This window comes from Photobacterium ganghwense, from assembly GCF_017329545.1.
GTDB lineage: Bacteria > Pseudomonadota > Gammaproteobacteria > Enterobacterales > Vibrionaceae > Photobacterium > Photobacterium ganghwense.
The window spans coordinates 481,395-497,187 of sequence record NZ_CP071325.1; the positions used below are offsets into that span (position 1 = coordinate 481,395).

General features: G+C 54.5%; 18 protein-coding genes and 1 other RNA gene. 10 read left to right on the forward strand and 9 right to left on the reverse strand.

What is annotated here, in order from left to right; all coding sequences use genetic code 11:
* Window positions 1–59 precede the first annotated feature (59 nt).
* From rpiA to zapA, 4 genes are all read right to left on the reverse strand, one after another.
* Window positions 60–719, reverse strand: coding sequence for a ribose-5-phosphate isomerase RpiA (gene rpiA / locus FH974_RS02380; protein WP_047886832.1), 660 nt, complete (start codon window positions 717–719; stop codon window positions 60–62).
* Window positions 720–945: 226 nt separating this feature from the next.
* On the reverse strand, window positions 946–1,548 hold the full coding sequence (locus FH974_RS02385; protein WP_047886833.1) for a 5-formyltetrahydrofolate cyclo-ligase: 603 nt from the start codon (window positions 1,546–1,548) through the stop codon (window positions 946–948).
* Between the two features lie 79 nt (window positions 1,549–1,627).
* Window positions 1,628–1,810, reverse strand: a non-coding RNA gene (ssrS, locus tag FH974_RS02390) — 6S RNA.
* Window positions 1,811–1,817: 7 nt separating this feature from the next.
* Window positions 1,818–2,120 (reverse strand): cell division protein ZapA, encoded by a 303-nt coding sequence (gene zapA / locus FH974_RS02395; protein WP_047886904.1) that lies wholly within the window; start codon window positions 2,118–2,120, stop codon window positions 1,818–1,820.
* Window positions 2,121–2,381: 261 nt separating this feature from the next.
* Here zapA and FH974_RS02400 point away from each other — a divergent pair, with 261 nt between their 5' ends.
* The 4 genes from FH974_RS02400 (at window position 2,382) to gcvH (ending at window position 6,151) form a co-directional block, all read left to right on the forward strand.
* A complete protein-coding gene (locus tag FH974_RS02400) occupies window positions 2,382–3,044 on the forward strand; it encodes a UPF0149 family protein (RefSeq protein ID WP_047886834.1) in 663 nt (220 codons plus the stop codon).
* A gap of 30 nt (window positions 3,045–3,074) precedes the next feature.
* On the forward strand, window positions 3,075–4,262 hold the full coding sequence (gene ubiH, locus FH974_RS02405; protein ID WP_084712668.1) for a 2-octaprenyl-6-methoxyphenyl hydroxylase: 1,188 nt from the start codon (window positions 3,075–3,077) through the stop codon (window positions 4,260–4,262).
* Window positions 4,263–4,264: 2 nt separating this feature from the next.
* Window positions 4,265–5,473: an FAD-dependent 2-octaprenylphenol hydroxylase gene (locus FH974_RS02410; RefSeq protein WP_207103473.1), complete on the forward strand. Its 1,209-nt coding sequence runs from the start codon at window positions 4,265–4,267 to the stop codon at window positions 5,471–5,473.
* A 282-nt stretch (window positions 5,474–5,755) separates the two neighbouring features.
* Window positions 5,756–6,151: a glycine cleavage system protein GcvH gene (gene gcvH, locus FH974_RS02415; protein ID WP_047886835.1), complete on the forward strand. Its 396-nt coding sequence runs from the start codon at window positions 5,756–5,758 to the stop codon at window positions 6,149–6,151.
* A 105-nt stretch (window positions 6,152–6,256) separates the two neighbouring features.
* Here gcvH and FH974_RS02420 read toward each other — a convergent pair whose 3' ends face one another.
* Window positions 6,257–6,466, reverse strand: coding sequence for a DUF1107 domain-containing protein (locus FH974_RS02420; RefSeq protein WP_047886836.1), 210 nt, complete (start codon window positions 6,464–6,466; stop codon window positions 6,257–6,259).
* Window positions 6,467–6,928: 462 nt separating this feature from the next.
* Between FH974_RS02420 and FH974_RS02425 the strand changes: the two genes are divergently transcribed.
* Genes FH974_RS02425 through nqrM form a run of 3 tightly spaced genes read left to right on the forward strand, consistent with a single transcriptional unit; the run spans window position 6,929 to window position 7,911 of the window.
* Window positions 6,929–7,222: a DUF134 domain-containing protein gene (locus FH974_RS02425; RefSeq protein WP_047886837.1), complete on the forward strand. Its 294-nt coding sequence runs from the start codon at window positions 6,929–6,931 to the stop codon at window positions 7,220–7,222.
* Window positions 7,223–7,225: 3 nt separating this feature from the next.
* Entirely contained in the window at window positions 7,226–7,696 is a 471-nt protein-coding gene (locus tag FH974_RS02430; protein WP_047886838.1) for a NifB/NifX family molybdenum-iron cluster-binding protein, read from the forward strand.
* Complete coding sequence (nqrM, locus tag FH974_RS02435; protein WP_047886839.1) at window positions 7,693–7,911, forward strand: (Na+)-NQR maturation NqrM; 219 nt, start codon at window positions 7,693–7,695, stop codon at window positions 7,909–7,911. The genes FH974_RS02430 and nqrM overlap by 4 nt, the downstream gene beginning before the upstream one ends.
* Window positions 7,912–8,034: 123 nt before the next feature.
* Here nqrM and FH974_RS02440 read toward each other — a convergent pair whose 3' ends face one another.
* The 3 genes from FH974_RS02440 to ygfZ are packed head-to-tail and all read right to left on the reverse strand — an operon-like array spanning window position 8,035 to window position 10,427.
* Window positions 8,035–8,973 carry a LysR family transcriptional regulator gene (locus FH974_RS02440; protein ID WP_047886840.1) on the reverse strand — a complete coding sequence of 313 codons (939 nt, stop codon included), beginning with the start codon at window positions 8,971–8,973 and terminating at the stop codon, window positions 8,035–8,037.
* An 11-nt stretch (window positions 8,974–8,984) separates the two neighbouring features.
* Entirely contained in the window at window positions 8,985–9,446 is a 462-nt protein-coding gene (locus FH974_RS02445; RefSeq protein WP_047886841.1) for an aminoacyl-tRNA deacylase, read from the reverse strand.
* 3 nt (window positions 9,447–9,449) lie between these two features.
* Window positions 9,450–10,427 carry a tRNA-modifying protein YgfZ gene (gene ygfZ / locus FH974_RS02450; RefSeq protein ID WP_047886907.1) on the reverse strand — a complete coding sequence of 326 codons (978 nt, stop codon included), beginning with the start codon at window positions 10,425–10,427 and terminating at the stop codon, window positions 9,450–9,452.
* Between the two features lie 408 nt (window positions 10,428–10,835).
* Here ygfZ and FH974_RS02455 point away from each other — a divergent pair, with 408 nt between their 5' ends.
* The 3 genes from FH974_RS02455 to FH974_RS02465 all read left to right on the forward strand — a co-directional run bounded on the left by FH974_RS02455 (window position 10,836) and on the right by FH974_RS02465 (window position 13,658).
* On the forward strand, window positions 10,836–11,096 hold the full coding sequence (locus tag FH974_RS02455; RefSeq protein WP_047886842.1) for an FAD assembly factor SdhE: 261 nt from the start codon (window positions 10,836–10,838) through the stop codon (window positions 11,094–11,096).
* Window positions 11,068–11,493 (forward strand): protein YgfX, encoded by a 426-nt coding sequence (locus tag FH974_RS02460; protein ID WP_169776054.1) that lies wholly within the window; start codon window positions 11,068–11,070, stop codon window positions 11,491–11,493. Before FH974_RS02455 ends, FH974_RS02460 begins: the two co-directional genes overlap by 29 nt.
* A 335-nt stretch (window positions 11,494–11,828) precedes the next feature.
* Entirely contained in the window at window positions 11,829–13,658 is a 1,830-nt protein-coding gene (locus FH974_RS02465; RefSeq protein WP_047886844.1) for a methyl-accepting chemotaxis protein, read from the forward strand.
* Window positions 13,659–13,919: 261 nt separating this feature from the next.
* Here FH974_RS02465 and nadB read toward each other — a convergent pair whose 3' ends face one another.
* Window positions 13,920–15,539, reverse strand: coding sequence for an L-aspartate oxidase (gene nadB, locus FH974_RS02470; RefSeq protein WP_207103474.1), 1,620 nt, complete (start codon window positions 15,537–15,539; stop codon window positions 13,920–13,922).
* Window positions 15,540–15,793: the final 254 nt, after the last annotated feature.

Consider the following 15,793-nt stretch of genomic DNA (forward strand, 5'->3'; position numbering starts at 1 on the left):
AAAAAACGGCATATATTATGCCGTTTTGAAACTCAATAACGAGATGAAAGCCAAATCGCTTATTTTTCGAAAGTTTTCACGCCTTCCGGAGAACCAACCAGCAGGACATCAGCGCCGCGGTGTGCAAACAGACCGACCGTAACGACACCCGGCAGGGCGTTAATTTGGTCTTCCAGCGTTTTCGGATCAGTGATCTGCATGTTGTGCACATCCAGAATGATGTTGCCGTTGTCGGTAACACAACCTTCACGGTATACCGGATCGCCGCCCAGCTTTACCAGCTCACGGCCAATGAAAGAACGGGCCATTGGAATCACTTCAACCGGCAGCGGGAACTGGCCCAGCACATCGACCTGCTTAGTGTCATCGACAATACAGATGAACTTCTTGGCAATCGCGGCAACAATTTTTTCACGGGTCAGAGCGGCACCGCCACCTTTGATCATGTCGAACTCGCCGTTGATTTCATCTGCGCCGTCAACATATACGTCCAGGCTGGACACTTCGTTGGCATCGAAGACAGGAATCCCGATTTTTTCCAAACGCTCTGTCGAAGCGACGGAGCTGGATACTGCGCCCTGAATTTCTTCTTTACGGGTCGCTAACGCATCGATGAAGTGATTAACTGTCGAACCGGTGCCGACACCCACGATACTGCCTTTTTTGACATATTCCAGAGCAGCCCAGCCGGCAGCTTTTTTCATTTCATCTTGTGTCATGCTTTTCTCCTAATGATGACAAACGTTGCGCGGAGCGACGATTATAGCCAAATGATGGCCTGCCGTCAGTCCTTATCTCCCAAGCGATATGCTGTGTTATTCGCCGAAAAAAGATAATTCTTTTAATAACATAGATTTAAATTTTGACCAGGGGCCGTCTGTCCCACAATGAGGAGCCAATCGTTTGCCTGGCGCGGCGTGAGCGGACAGTGATAGTTGCCAGGTACTACCAATGAAAATGGTAAGACGGGGTGATGATCTCCGGCAACGGCACGTCCCAGGCCTCAACGGGCAGGGTGTCGACCTGCTGGCAGTCGTGGGCAAGGCCTATCGGGCGGGGCCCTTGGCGCTCTTGGTGCCAGCGGTTTAAGGTGCGGTCGTAGTAGCCGCCGCCCATGCCCAGACGCTGGCCGGTGTTGTCAAACGCGACCAGCGGGGTTGCAATCACATCCAGTTCGGTAATCGGCTTCACCAGGCGAATATCCAGCATCGGCTCTCGGATCTGGTAGCGGTTCGCGGTCATTCGGGTGTCCGGGGTGTAGTGCAAAAACAGCAGATTGCCTTTGCTGAAGGGGTGCAGGACTGGCAGGTAGACCGATTTTCCCTGATGCCAGAGCCAGTCAATGACCGGTTGGGTATCGAGTTCGCCGTCGTTGGCCAGATAGAGGGCAATGTGCTGCGCGTGGAGCAGGGTGGCAGACTGCTGACAATGCTCAAGTAAATCTTGTGCGGCTAGTTGCTGCTGGTCGGGAGTAAGTGCCCGGCGATGCTGGCGAATAATCTGGCGAATGTGCTGACGGGTAGCATCCGGGTGAATTGCTGATCGCATAGGTCATCCATTGACGTTGTTGGAGAGCGATCGTTAAGAGTGACAGAAAGTGACTCGCGACGCTCGTCACAATATGTGGAGGTACCCCAAGGTGCCGTTGCGAATTGTGGCCCTTGAACCAGATGTTCAAGGTGGATCAGCAACATTAACCGTAGGCTTCTCGGTACATGCCGAGCATGCTCAATAGCTAATAAAAGCAGATCCTGGTTTTTTGCTTATCGGCTCGGGGACGTTAATCCGCTGACGTACACCCCAGGGTCAATTCATTATCAACGCTCAGGCTGATATTGCAATGCTTTCTCCAACAAATCTTCCATCTCGTTGATTCTGTTGGTTAGTTTTTCTTCATTGCGCTGTTGTTCATGGCGTTCGTTATGCAGTTCGTTACAGACATTCAGGCCGGTAAACATCAGCAGCTGCTCAAGATTGCTGATTTTCGTTCGCTCAGACAGATCATGCAGGCGCTGATCAAAGTCGGCGGCCGAAGCACGCAGCGCATCTTCTTGCCCGGAAGGACAATTAACTTTAAAGACACGACCATAAACCTTAATTTCTACTGCCTGGTTACTCATAACCTTTTCATCTGCTCCGTGCCAGTCATAAACATGGCATTCCGCTTGCGATACACGTGTGGGCTCAATATAGAAAAAGCCCGAGAAACATGCAAGTTGGCGCATCACGCTTTGTCCTGAAAGGTGATTAACTAATCAGATCTTAACCAGATTGGGGCAATCCTGTCCCAGAGGCGGGAAATGCCGAGTGACTGCGCTTTCGTATAAGTGGTAGCATACCACAATTAAGATTGACACCCATGACATGAAGGCGAACAACGCATGAGCGAAGTAAAATTGCCCACCTATGAATCCCTTGAGCCAATGCTGAAAGAGCATGGGCTGACCGCCACCCCGGCCGAACTTCACGGTCTGCTGAGTGGGATGATCTGCGGCGGTCTCGAGCTGGACGGCGAACAATGGCTGGCTCCGGTGTGCGATTATGCCAATCAGGGCGAACCGCTGACCGATGGCGCGAAAACGCTGGTGCGTGCGGTGTACGATGCTGCGGCTCATGAACTGAGTGGCTTACTCAATACTCTGTTTACCTCAACAGGCGCAGAGCTGAACGAGGTCGAACTCACTGTGTCGCTGTTGCTGCCGGAGCAGGATGGTGATCTGATGCTGCGTGCCGAAGCCCTGAGTGAGTGGGTGACGAATTTTATTTCCGGCCTGGGATTGATGGGACTAGATAAGAAAGCCTTATCGGAAGATGTGACCGAAGCAATTGAAGCGCTGGAAGAAATTGCCAAGCTCGGGATTGATGATACGGAAGATATGGACGAGCAGGCGATGCTGTTCGATAACATTGCGGCATATGTGCCGGAGTGTGTGATGGTGTGCCTGATTGGCCTCAGCCAGCGCCGCGATGCGAGCAGTGATGAGCCGGTGAATGGCGACCTGGCTGATGATGCCGCATCAGCGCAAAAACCGACCTTGCACTGAGGGGCGGGGCAGTAACATAAGGGACAGGATGTGAAGCAGTACGATGTCGTCATTGCGGGCGGTGCGATGGCCGGGGCAACCCTGGCCATTGCGCTGCACAAGCTGACCGCCGGTCAGCTCCGTGTCGCGGTGGTTGAAGCCGTGGCGCCAAATCTGGTGGATCACCCGGGTTATGATGCCCGAAGTATCGCCCTTTCGCTGGGGTCAGCGAACCTCCTTGAAAAGATCGGCTGCTGGGACACGCTGGCACCGGTGGCCACCCCGATCGACCATATTCATGTTTCGGATCGCGGCCATGCCGGACTGGTTCGGATCGATCGGCGGGATATCGCCGTGGATGCGCTGGGCTATGTGATTGAACTGGCTGATGCCGGGCGGGTGTTTCACCATCAGCTGGCTGACCTGACAAACGTGGACTTGCTTTGCCCAGCCATGATCACCGGCATTACCCGTCATCAGGATGCAGTGGATCTGGTGCTTGATAATGGCGACAGCCTGCAGGCCAAACTGCTGGTGGCGGCGGATGGCGCGTTGTCCGGTTGTTGCGAGATGCTCAATATCGGTCGCAGCGAGTATGATTTTGACCAGATTGCGGTGATTGCCAACATCACCACTGCCGAACCGCATCAGGGGCGGGCGTTTGAGCGCTTCACCCCACAAGGACCATTGGCCCTGCTGCCGATGACCGAAGGACGCAGTTCACTAGTGTGGTGTATCCGCCCGGAAGCCCGTGACGAAGTGATGGGCTGGGATGACGAGACTTTTCTGGCACAGCTGCAACAGGCCTTTGGCTGGCGTTTGGGCGAGCTGGTGAAAACCGGTCGCCGCAGTGCCTATCCGTTGCTGCTTCGCCAGTCTGAGCGCCTGACATCACACCGGGTGGCCGTGGTGGGCAATGCCGCGCAAACCTTGCACCCTATCGCGGGACAGGGTTTTAACCTCGGCCTGCGTGATGTCATGAGCCTGGCCGAAGAAATCGCAACGGGTGTGGCTGCCGGTGAGGATGCCGGGAGCGCAGCCGTTCTCAGCCGTTATCGTCAGCGCCGGGAGGCAGATCGTGATGCCACGGTGGCGATGACCACAGGGCTGGTCGGGCTGTTTGCCAATGATAGTTTTCCTCTTGTGGCCGGTCGCAATGTCGGCCTGATGGCCATGGGAGCGATGGATGTAGTGAAAGGCCCGCTGGTTCGCCGGGCAATGGGACAGGTAGAAAGATAACCATGATGCAGAGTGTGGATGTTGCCATTATCGGCGGCGGAATGGTCGGGCTGACGCTGGCGGCGGCCCTGGCTGAGACAGAATTACGAGTCGCTGTCATTGAAGGGCATCAGCCTGAACCGGAACTGTCGGCCCTGCCGGACGTGCGGGTCTCTGCGCTCAGTCGGGCGAGTGAGCGAATTCTGCGTCGTCTGGGAGCCTGGGAAGGCATCGCCGGACGCCGGATGGCGGCATATGACAAAATGCAGGTCTGGGAGCAGGACAGCTTTGCCCGTATCTCGTTTGACGCTGCCCGTCTGGCACAGCCTAACCTGGGACACATCGTGGAGAACCGGGTGATTCAGCTCGCTTTGCTGGAGCGGGTGAAACAATTACCTATGGTCAGTCTGATGATGCCGGAGCGTTGTCAAAGCATCGCGTTTGGGGAAACCGAAGCATGGCTGACGCTGGCTTCGGGCAAACACCTGACGGCCAAACTGGTGGTTGGGGCTGACGGCGCTAATTCCTGGCTGCGCCAGCAACTGGATATTCCTCTGACTCACTGGGATTACGGACACAGTGCCATTGTGGCCAATATACGCTGTGAAGAACCGCATCAGCAGACCGCGCGACAGATTTTCCGCCCGCAAGGCCCGCTGGCCTTCCTGCCGCTGTCAGACAGCCATCTGTGCTCGATTGTCTGGTCAGTTGCCCCGGAAGAGGCAGAGCGCTTGTGTACACTGTCTGACGAAGCATTCAATCGGGAGCTGACTTCGGCGTTTGACGGCCAGTTGGGGCTGTGCCGGGTTGAAGGCGAACGTCAGGCATTTCCGCTTAAAATGCGCTATGCCCGGGACTTTGTTCGTGATCGAGTGGCACTGGTCGGCGATGCCGCGCACACCATTCATCCACTGGCGGGGCAGGGCGTCAACCTTGGCCTGCTGGATGCGGCCAGTCTGGCCCAAGAGCTGAAACAGCTTTGGTTGGCGGATCAGGACATCGGCAAAAAGGCCAAGTTACGTCCGTATGAACGTTGGCGTAAGGCCGAAGCTGCGAAAATGATCACTGCGATGCAGGGCTTCCGCGACCTGTTTGACGGCAGCCATCCGGCCAAGAAACTGGTGCGTGATTTGGGCATGTTGCTGGCTGACAAAGCCCCGGGGCTGAAAGACGAATTCATGCGCCGGGCGCTGGGTTTATCCGGCGAGTTGCCGGAGCTGGCCAGGTATTAATCCCTCGCGGTCTCTCCTGAGATCACAAACGCCGTGAAAAAACCGCTCAGAGAGCGGTTTTTTATTGGGTTGTTTCTGTATAAAAAACCACCCGTTTTTTGTATTCCTTTTTCGGATTTTTCTCCTACAGTAAATATCAGGAAAAAATTGAGTCTATGTCACTTATTGCAGGATCTTTTTGACCGGGCACTCCTGACTCCAGGCTCATAACCTGAAATTAACGATGCTGCACGGTGCGACCGGAAGGCGACGCTTTGCAGGCTTTCATAAGGAAGTTTCGTCATGAGCTATATTCCGTCTGAACTGAAGTTTACCAATACCCATGAGTGGGTCCGCCCGGAAGGGGACGGTATTTATACCGTAGGGATCACCGATCACGCGCAGTCGCTGCTGGGTGATATGGTGTTTGTTGAGCTGCCGGAAGTGGATGCGGCGACCGAAGCCGGGGAAGACTGCGCTGTGGCAGAATCGGTGAAGGCGGCGTCGGATATCTACGCCCCGCTGACCGGCTTTGTGGTGGCGATCAATGAAGAATTAGAGGGGGCGCCTGAGCTGGTCAATAATGATCCGTACGGGGATGGCTGGCTGTTTCAGATTAAAGTGGATGACGAGAGCGAATTTGAGGATCTACTGGACTCTGACAGTTACATGGATCTGGTGGCCGACGAAGACGATTAAGCCGGTTGTCAGTATTGCTCTCCGTGGCCAGACTGTCTGGCGTTGTCATTAAAGCCCACCGGTTGCACCGAAGGTGGGCTTGTTTTGCCTACGGGAACGGCTTTGTTATCGTTGATTATTTTCCCGCATCCGCCGGATTTCACCGTTAATTTCGTTAACGGTGTCGTAGTGACGTTGCTGTGCTTTGACCGGCACCAGCAACTGGCCGTTGTCAAATTCATACCCGCCCCGGCCGTCAATGTAGATCCTTCCACTGAATAAACGACTGACGTGCTTTGCAATCATTTTAGGCACGTAGCGTTTGAACATTCGCATAATTAGCCAACCTTTCCTTATGTTTTTGACGGCCTGAAGTATAAAACAACATGCATGACGCTTTTGTGATAGCTTCAGCATAATAACAAAGTTAAATAGATCTTCATTTTGAAAATCTGTTGCATATATGGTCAGTATTGGAGTTTTATTCTGTTTATTATCAATGGTAATTAAGTTTTCTGACAGTGGGTTGGCGGTTCCTGGTTTGCATTTCTTATAAATATTTCTGCTTTATTAGTAAGTTATCGTGAAATTTGGAAAAAGAGACGGGTATTGAGTTTATGCGCAGCAGTATCAGGCGATTACAGGATTGATAGAATTCCTATCAGATTTTTATACCGGACAGAAGAAAATGCTGAAAATGTAAAAAGGTCTGATCTCTCAACCGGTTTCCTGCGCCAGATCAAAGCCGGTTATTGGCATATGCCAATAATAATGGCGTTGATTAATGACGGAGTGCCAATGCCCAGACCTTTGAAACCCCGCCGGATAGGTTGTCGTCCGGCTTACCAGTGCTTTAAACCCAATGGCGTCCCGATGTCGGCGCTGGCCTGTTTGCCGCTGGCGGCTGATGAACTGGAAGCGCTCAAGTTAGTGGACTTGCAGGGACTGCAACAGCAGGCTGCTGCCACTGAAATGGGCATTTCCCGGCAGACCTTGGGGAACATTCTGGCCAGAGCGCGCCACAAAGTGGCCCAAGCGCTGGTACAAGGAATGGCATTAGAGCTGACTCCGTCTCATTGTGAAAAGGAATAAGCCATGTCAGTAGCAATAGCATTAACCGCTCATTCAGATGTTGCCGGTCACTTCGGTAAAGCCGCCGTTTTTGTCATTGTCGATGAGCAGAACCGGGAAGTCGCACGGCTGGAGAATCCGCAAGGGCGAGCCATGGGCTGCCGCTATAAAAAGCAGCTTCAGCAGGCTTTACTGGCGCAGGGGGTGACGACGCTGATTTTAGGCAATGTGGGACAACGCTCGCTGGCGAGGTTGCTGCAGGCCGGATTGACCATGATCCGCGTACCGGCCCGCTCGTCGCTTGCGGCTGTGCTCAATGGTGAGGTGCCAAAAGAGACGCTGACTGAGTCGTCTCAGGGGCGTCCCTGCAAGCGGGAAAAAGGCAGTTGTGGCTGCGGTTGTGGTAAACCCAAAGGCGCAGTAACCGCTAAAATTGGTATGACAAGAGCGGCAACCATGACAGGACTGACGCGTCTGGGAGGTGTGAAGTTATGACCTATCTGCTGACTGTACTGATTTTTTTGGTGGTGATTGGGGCGATGGCAATTGGCTGGATCGTGAAGAAAAAAACGATTCAGGGGAGCTGTGGCGGCTTGGCCAACGTCGGCATCGAGAAAGAGTGCGATTGTGACTCGCCCTGCGACGAGCATAAGCTGTATCAGATTCAGGAGCCAGGCGCCGCGACAAGCCGTAGCCCAGACCGGGGTTGAGCCTTGATTGTTAAGCGTTGATTGTTAAGCGTTGATTGTTAAACGTTGAAGCCAATCTGGCTTAACGTTTTTACAGCGAAGAGAAAAGCAATAAGGATCTGGCCACTACGCCTCGTAATTGAGTCAGTCTGGTTGTCTGAGCTCTGTGACCCGCGCTGTGATGGTCTGACGCACACACTGACGCAGCCAGGCGAGGCGCGGATGGCTGGCATTGCGCTTCAGCCATACCATATTGATGTCAAAATCGGGAATGGTGACCGGTGGCGGGCACTGGCTGAGGCTGTCATTGAACATATCAAGCCGGGCCATCAGGGTCGAGACGACACACAGCAGGTTGCGGCCGGTCAACAGGTGGCGGATCGTCAGAAAGTTACTTGAGCCAACGGCAATGTGGCGCTGAAAACCTTGCTGCTGCAGTTGCTGGTCAACCTGGCTGGCCAACTGCCCATCCGGAGACACCAGCGCCTGCGGGGTCTGGATATAACGCGCCAGATCAATTGGAACTGACAACCCGGTCGCCTTGGCATCAAACAGGCACACATGATCTTCGGTATAGAGATACTGTGAGTCAAACTCTCGGGGCAGGTTGGTCATCGAGCCGATCAGCACATCGATGCCGTGGGTTTCGGCCGCTTGCTGATAATTGTTGCGATCGACGTGATAAAAGCTGAGTTGGCTGCGGGGGGCCGCCTGCTGAATGGCATCAAACAGGGCCGGTGCAAACAGCAGTTCGGCGTAATCGGTCAGGCCAATTTTGAACAGCCCGGTGTAGTGCTCGGGATCAAACGCCCCCGGCTGGAGTATTTCTGTCGTGATCAACTGCAGGATCAGATCGACCACGGGAGCCAGCTCCAGCGCTTTGGCCGTGGCGATCATCTGGTGGCCGTTTCGTTCAAACAGCGGGTCATCGAGCAGAGTGCGCAGCCGTGACAGGTTGTGGCTCATGGCCGACTGGCCAATCGACAGCTTGTTCGCGGCCTTAGTGACACTGCGGGTTTCCATCAACGCTGAGAATGCGATCAGCAGGTTGAGGTCGACACCGCGCCAGTTAATATTGCTCATGCCCGGCACTCCTAGCGGCAGATATCCGCAAACAGGGGATCGCAGAGCAGGAGCAGATCTTCGGTATCGAGTTCGATCCCGGCCATCCGGTCACCACTGCTGATATTGACCCGTTGCAGGCGGGTGATACTGTGATCAAAAATCACTGGCAGCGTTTGTTTCAACCCAATGGGGGCAACTGTCCCGATCACCAGTCCCGTGACTTTTTCGACATCCCTCGCATCAGCACAGGTCATCCGGCGGCAGCCGAACATGGCCCGGACTTTTGTCGGGTCGACCTGAGCCAGCCCCGGAACACAGGCCAGCACATGAAAGCCGCTCATATCCCTGAGCAGGATAGACTTAACCATATGGCGGGGATCAACCCCGCGCTCGCGGGCGGCTTCCTCAATGGTTTTGGCCGGCTGCTGGTGGGGCAGCAGCCGGTATGCCACCCCTTCGTGATCCAGAAAAATGGTGACGGGGGTTTGCATAACTTACGCGTTTTCTTCCAGTGAGTAAGGCAGTGGCAGTTTATGCCAGATGCCCTCTTGTTCCGCCAAACGGAACTGCGTGTCTTCTTCCAGATCGTTTGGCAGGCCAACCAGGGCAATCGCGGTACCGTCATTGAACAGGTAACCCGCGATAATTGTGCCGCCTTTACGCCAGTTCTCACCCACACTGCGCTCCAGCGCATCGCCTGCCTGCGGACAGCGTGCCGCCGGGCCACTGACGATGTACATCGCACGTTTGTTGATGCCGCGGTATTTGGCGCGTGCCACGGTTTCCTGGCCGGTGTAACAGCCTTTCTTAAAGCTGATGCCGTCCAGCGCCTGCAGGTTCACTGCCTGCGGGATAAACTCCAGTTCTGTGGCGCCGTCAACCCGAGGGATCGCGGCACGAATGTCGTACAGATCCCACAGCGTATCATCACTCAGGATTGCGTCGCTGAGCTGCTCCGCAAGGGTCTGTGCCTGAGCTGGTTCCACGGCCAGTAACCAACGCTGGTCATCAACTTTGACGGCGGTACCGCCAGGGATTGGGCGCACATCACCGCTACCGCCAAACAGGCTGTCGATGCGGGCCGTTGCGTCGCTACCGGTCAGGCCGAGCAGCACATCATTACTTTCGGCAATGTCTACTTTCGAAAATACCGCGTACTTTTTCAATTCCGGCAGTTGCGTGGCCATGACGCTACGGCGCTGAACAAAGCCATAACCATCATGATGATGGAACAGACGGAAAATGGTGCGCATTTTGCCTTTGGCATCACAATGGCCGCCCAGCGTAGACTGATCCGCAGCCAGAGAGACCACATCGCAGGTAACTTGACCGTGCAGGTAAGATTTCTTGTCGTCGCCGACCAAAGTCACCAGAGCCCAGCTGGCCAGATCAACCAGTGCCAGGGCCGGCAGAGGATCGGCTGGGGCCAATGAAAGCGTGTCAAAATGTAAGGTTTCAGACCAGGTGCTCATAGGATATCCGTGATTTGCTGCACCGACGAAAACAGCCTGAAATGCGGCTTCGGCGGTGGGTGAAATTGACAAGTATAGGTGACCCCAACTGCCTGCCCGTAAGATCTTCAGACGGCCCGGGCTGGCACAGATCATTTCTGGCTATGTTAAAGACCTTATTGGCATTTGTCAGCATCAATACCTGAGGTTATTGGTCGGAATTGGTTTACTGGCTGGATGAAATGCCGGGAATGCTGCCGGAAAATTGATCCTAGCTCTCAACTTGGCGGTTTGCTTGCGCTGGCGCATAGTCGGCGGCGGGGCTGGCTGCTAGTATTGGGTGCATTGTTAACGACCGGCCAGGCGGGGGCCACACCCTGTTGTTGTGGTGCTGCAGGCCGGCTCAGAAAATCAGCTTGAGGTTGTAACATGTTGAGTGCAGATGAAAAAGCACGAGTAAAGTGGGCATGCCGCCGTGGGATGCTGGAGCTGGACGTGATCATTATGCCGTTTTTTGAAGAGTGTTTTGACGCACTTACCGAGCAGGAGCAACTGGACTTCGTTTCTCTGCTGACCTGTGATGATCCGGATCTGTTTAACTGGGTTATGCAGCACGGCCGCAGTGATAACCCGGCACATGCTGCCATGGTGGACAAGATTGTTGCCCACAACAACAGCAAGCTTCGCTGATTTTACGCTGAGACCTTCCGCGTTACTGATGACCGCACTGGCATTGTTGTATGCCAGTGCGGTTTTTCTTTTGCTGCTTTCTGCCTGGTGGCTGTCGGTGCCGCTCTCGCTGGTTGTGGCATGGCTGCTGTTGCTGTTTCACGAAGGGTGGCACCTGGCACTGGCACACAGTCAGGATTCTGGCCGGATACAGCTTTTTGCCGGACGTAAGCTGCATTGGCAGGGGCAAGACTGGCTGTTGGTGAATGCCAAAATCTGTACCGCCTGGATCATGGTGTTTAAGGTTCAGGGCGCGGCCGGTAGCCGCTGGCTGGTCATCGCGCCGGATCGCTGCGATTTCGAAGCCTATCGCAGCCTGGCCCTGTTCGGCCGTTATCCGGATGCGCTTGACGGCTGAGCGGCAACATCCGGAGGTTCGCGGCTGGTACTCTCAGTGCGCCGACTGTTTGGTCTTTTATCCGTCGGCGGCGGCTTCTCATCATTTTTGCCTGCATCGTTCTTGTCTTATATCGCTTCCTGTTTAATCTGTTTCCTTTTTCGTCAGTCTTTCTTGCCTGTCTTTATTTTCAGCTGTTTTTGTCCGCCTTTCACTGCATCCTGATGGATAAATGTGCGTTCGAAGCAGGCTAAGCGAATAATCGTCGCTTGGGTGCTTCAGGATTTGCGGCGCAGGCCGACACAGGGAGCAGGCGCAATGTTGTGGACGCGTCAGACGGAGTAGAAAGGGTAACAATGAAAATAAAACATAAATTGGTCGGGTTGACAGTACTGTCAGCTGTCGCCCTGACGGCTGTGTTGTTTATGAGTTGGCTGGCCAATGAACAGGTTGTGCGTATCAACCAGTCTGTGACAACCGTCAGTGAGATGGAAGTCTCGCTGCTTAACCTGCGTCGGAACGAGAAAGATTTCCTGATGCGGATGGACACCAAATACCGTACCCGGTTTGAAGAAAATCTGGCGAATTTTCAGGTGCTGGAACAATCATTGCTGCAGGATGTGCGCGAGCTGGATCTGGCGTTGCCGGAACAGTCAACGCTGACTTCGGCGATGCAAAGCTATGCCACGGGCATGATGAACCTGATCGCGGCCTATCAGCAACTGGGGCTGAGTCATGAGCAGGGCATGCTGAAAACGTTTTTTGCTTCCGCTTCTGCGCTGGTCAATGCTGCCGGAGCCTATCCTGAACACTATGACACGGTTTTTCGCCTGACTTTGGCGGGCAAAATGCTGGTGTTGGATGCCAGCCCGCAAAATGCCGATGAATTCCAGACCCTGCTGACTCAGTTGCAGCCACGTTTGATGCCGGCAATGGGCACCGCGTTTACCCAGTATGAGATGGTTGCCCGCCGTGTTCTTGATCAGTTGCGTATGATTGGCCTCGACCATAACAGCGGACTGCGCGGAGAAATCCGCAGCTACTCCCATCAGGTCGAAAGTACCTTTGCCGGTCTGAAAACCCATTTGCGCGAAGAAGTGGTCACCGCGCAGCGGACAACCGTCACTGCGACCCTGGCAGCGGTTGTGCTGGTGGTCATTGCTTTGCTCGTGCTGTCCGGCTGGATCAGTCGTTCGATTCAGCAACGGCTGTCTTCACTGGGCGATTTGATGCGTGAAATTGCTGCCAGCCACGACCTGCGTAAAACGGCTGACACCCAAGGTAATGATGAATTGGCGGACATTGCTGCGAATTTCAACTACCTGCTGGCAAACCTGCGCAAGTTGATAGGTGAAGTGCAAACCGCGATCACGGAACTGGGCCCGGCGTCAGTGCAATTGCAACAACGCAGTCAGGACTCGGAGCAGGCAATGCTGCAGCAACAGGGTGAAACGGACTCTGTCGCAACGGCAATCACCGAGATGGGGGTGACAATTCGTGATATCGCGGCCAACACTGAAACGGCCGCGGCCAATGCCGATAACTGCTATCGCGGAGCGGAAGCCGGGCTGGCAGAGGTCAGTGCGACCAAACAGCAAATCGGTGTGCTGTCTCAGGATTTAAGCCAGGCCAGTGACGAAGTGGCCAGCCTGTCGACCCTGTCGGATAACATCGGCTCAGTGCTGGATGTGATCAAAGCGATCGCCGAGCAGACTAACCTGCTGGCCCTGAATGCCGCGATTGAGGCGGCCCGAGCCGGTGAGCAGGGGCGGGGTTTTGCCGTGGTGGCTGATGAAGTTCGCTCGCTGGCACTGCGTACCCGCCAGTCGACGGAAGAGATCACCACTATTATTGGTTCGCTGCAAGGGCAAACGGATCAGGTGGTCGAACATATCAACCGCTGCCGTTCGCTGGGTGAAAGCAGTGTGTGTCAGGCGGACAGTGCCGAGCTGAAAATTCAGCAAATCATGGCCGATATTCAGCAGATCATGGATACCAGTACCCAGATTGCCACAGCGGTGGAGCAGCAGAGCATGGTATCGGAAGAGATTGGCCAGAATGTCACGGCGATTCGGGATATCACCAGCCTGAATTCCACGGTAGCCCATGAAAATGCCCAGGCTGCTGAGGCGGTAGCCAGTCAGGCGCACGGACTGGAAAAAGCCATCGAGGTTTACCGCGTCTAGCGGGTTCCGCACGGTTAAACGGCTATCAGGTGTGAGATCGCTGCTTGGTATGAGATAGCGGTTTGGTATGTAAGAAAGAGGCTTGGTATAAGAAAGCCGCTTGGTATGAGATAGCGATCTGGCATGAGATAGTGGTGACGGAAGCCAGAAAGTAACAACAGAGAGGGGCCTTGAGTGTAGGCCTCCCGCTGCGGATAGCAAAAAGTAAAAAGCGAGAGGCAATGCCTCTCGCTTTTTTATTGGTCATCATCGACTGGTGTATCAGCAAGGCTGATCCGGGATCAGAATGGTCGGAACTGGCGTACCGGACGCTTCCGGGTAATCCAGGGTGTAATGCAGCCCCAGACTTTCTTTTCGTTCCAACGCACAGCGAACCATCAGCTCGGCAACTTGCAGCAGGTTACGCAGCTCCAGCAGGTTGTTCGACACCCGGAAGTTGCTGTAGTACTCGTGGGTCTCATCCTGCAGTAACTGAATCCGGCGCATCGCCCGCTCCAGACGCTTGGTGGTACGGACAATCCCCATGTAGTCCCACATGAACAGGCGCAGTTCGTGCCAGTTGTGCTGAATCACGACTTCTTCATCAGAGTTGCTGACTTTACTTTCATCCCAGCCCGGCAGGCTGTCCGGCAGGCTGACCTGATCGAGTTGCTCGGCGATGCTGGTTGCCGCTGCCCAGGCATACACCACGCATTCCAGCAACGAGTTGGAAGCCATGCGGTTGGCACCATGCAGGCCGGTGTAGCTCACTTCCCCGATCGCGTAGAGGCCATCTAGGTCGGTTTTGCCGGATTTATCCACCACGACACCCCCGCAGGTATAGTGTGCAGCCGGAACGATAGGGATAGGCTCTTTGGTAATATCGATGCCAAACGTCAGCAGCTTCTCGTAAATGGTCGGAAAATGCTTGGCCACGAAATCAGCCGGTCTGTGGCTGATATCCAGGTACATGCAATCGGCACCGAGACGTTTCATCTCAAAGTCGATAGCCCTTGCCACCACATCACGCGGGGCCAGCTCGGCGCGTTCATCGAAGTCCGGCATAAAGCGGCTGCCGTCCGGACGACGCAGATAGGCACCTTCGCCGCGTAGGGCTTCGGTCAGCAGGAAATTACGGGCTTCCGGGTGATACAAGCAGGTTGGGTGGAACTGGTTGAATTCCAGGTTGGCGACCCGGCAGCCTGCGCGCCAGGCCATTGCGATGCCGTCACCGGATGAAACATCCGGGTTAGAGGTGTACTGATAAACTTTGGAGGCACCGCCGGTCGCCAGCACGACGAATTTAGCGCGCACGGTTTCAACCGCTTCCCGATTCCGGTTCCAGATATAGGCACCCAATACCCGGTTAGGCTGCTCTGTGCGGCCCAGTTTCTGGTTGGTGATCAGATCCAGTGCATTGTGGCGTTCAAGCACTTCAATATTGGGATGGTTGAGGACATTTTCCTGCAGAGAGGTCTGCACTGCCATGCCGGTGGCATCTGCGGCATGCAGAATACGGCGGTGGCTGTGGCCGCCTTCGCGGGTGAGGTGATAGCGAGGCTGGTCGCTGTCGCCGCTGTCTTCACGATCAAACGGTACTCCGCCGTCAATCAGCCATTGCACACAGTGCTTGGCATTTTCGGCGATAAACCGCACCACGTCCTCGTCACATAAGTGGGCGCCAGCAATCTGGGTATCCTCAACGTGAGAATCAACGCTGTCATCTTCATCAAAGACAGCGGCAATGCCGCCCTGGGCATAATAGGTGGCTCCTTCACTGCGCGGTCCTTTGCTCAGCACAATCACTTTGCCCAGTGGCGCTAGACGCAACGCCAGTGAAAGTCCTGCAGCACCACTTCCGATCACAAGCACATCACATTGATGTTCGCGGTTTTCGTTCATAATGATTTCATATCCCTGTGGTAGTCACGCCATCTTAGCAAATTCTGTCCAAATTGTTCATTTTTGACCAGTGATTCACACATCTAAGCAGTGAAACGCTATAATGCCCGTTTTGGCCGAATGGCCAATATTGCTTTATCACAGTCAAAAAATCGCGCACTATTGATGAGAAATAATTTCTCGCCGGGGAACTTTGCTTTGTCCTCCGTGTCTTACATAGTGCTCACGCTCATAGTGTTTTATCAAAAGTTTTG

Bases quoted from the DNA above. Each gene is read 5' to 3' on its own strand.
- rpiA (WP_047886832.1), bottom strand. From the start codon at position 719: ATGACACAAGATGAAATGAAAAAAGCTGCCGGCTGGGCTGCTCTGGAA.
- FH974_RS02385 (WP_047886833.1), bottom strand. From the start codon at position 1,548: ATGCGATCAGCAATTCACCCGGATGCTACCCGTCAGCACATTCGCCAG.
- zapA (WP_047886904.1), bottom strand. From the start codon at position 2,120: ATGAGTAACCAGGCAGTAGAAATTAAGGTTTATGGTCGTGTCTTTAAA.
- FH974_RS02400 (WP_047886834.1), top strand. From the start codon at position 2,382: ATGAGCGAAGTAAAATTGCCCACCTATGAATCCCTTGAGCCAATGCTG.
- FH974_RS02410 (WP_207103473.1), top strand. From the start codon at position 4,265: ATGATGCAGAGTGTGGATGTTGCCATTATCGGCGGCGGAATGGTCGGG.
- gcvH (WP_047886835.1), top strand. From the start codon at position 5,756: ATGAGCTATATTCCGTCTGAACTGAAGTTTACCAATACCCATGAGTGG.
- FH974_RS02420 (WP_047886836.1), bottom strand. From the start codon at position 6,466: ATGCGAATGTTCAAACGCTACGTGCCTAAAATGATTGCAAAGCACGTC.
- FH974_RS02425 (WP_047886837.1), top strand. From the start codon at position 6,929: ATGCCCAGACCTTTGAAACCCCGCCGGATAGGTTGTCGTCCGGCTTAC.
- FH974_RS02430 (WP_047886838.1), top strand. From the start codon at position 7,226: ATGTCAGTAGCAATAGCATTAACCGCTCATTCAGATGTTGCCGGTCAC.
- nqrM (WP_047886839.1), top strand. From the start codon at position 7,693: ATGACCTATCTGCTGACTGTACTGATTTTTTTGGTGGTGATTGGGGCG.
- FH974_RS02440 (WP_047886840.1), bottom strand. From the start codon at position 8,973: ATGAGCAATATTAACTGGCGCGGTGTCGACCTCAACCTGCTGATCGCA.
- FH974_RS02445 (WP_047886841.1), bottom strand. From the start codon at position 9,446: ATGCAAACCCCCGTCACCATTTTTCTGGATCACGAAGGGGTGGCATAC.
- ygfZ (WP_047886907.1), bottom strand. From the start codon at position 10,427: ATGAGCACCTGGTCTGAAACCTTACATTTTGACACGCTTTCATTGGCC.
- FH974_RS02455 (WP_047886842.1), top strand. From the start codon at position 10,836: ATGTTGAGTGCAGATGAAAAAGCACGAGTAAAGTGGGCATGCCGCCGT.
- FH974_RS02465 (WP_047886844.1), top strand. From the start codon at position 11,829: ATGAAAATAAAACATAAATTGGTCGGGTTGACAGTACTGTCAGCTGTC.
- nadB (WP_207103474.1), bottom strand. From the start codon at position 15,539: ATGAACGAAAACCGCGAACATCAATGTGATGTGCTTGTGATCGGAAGT.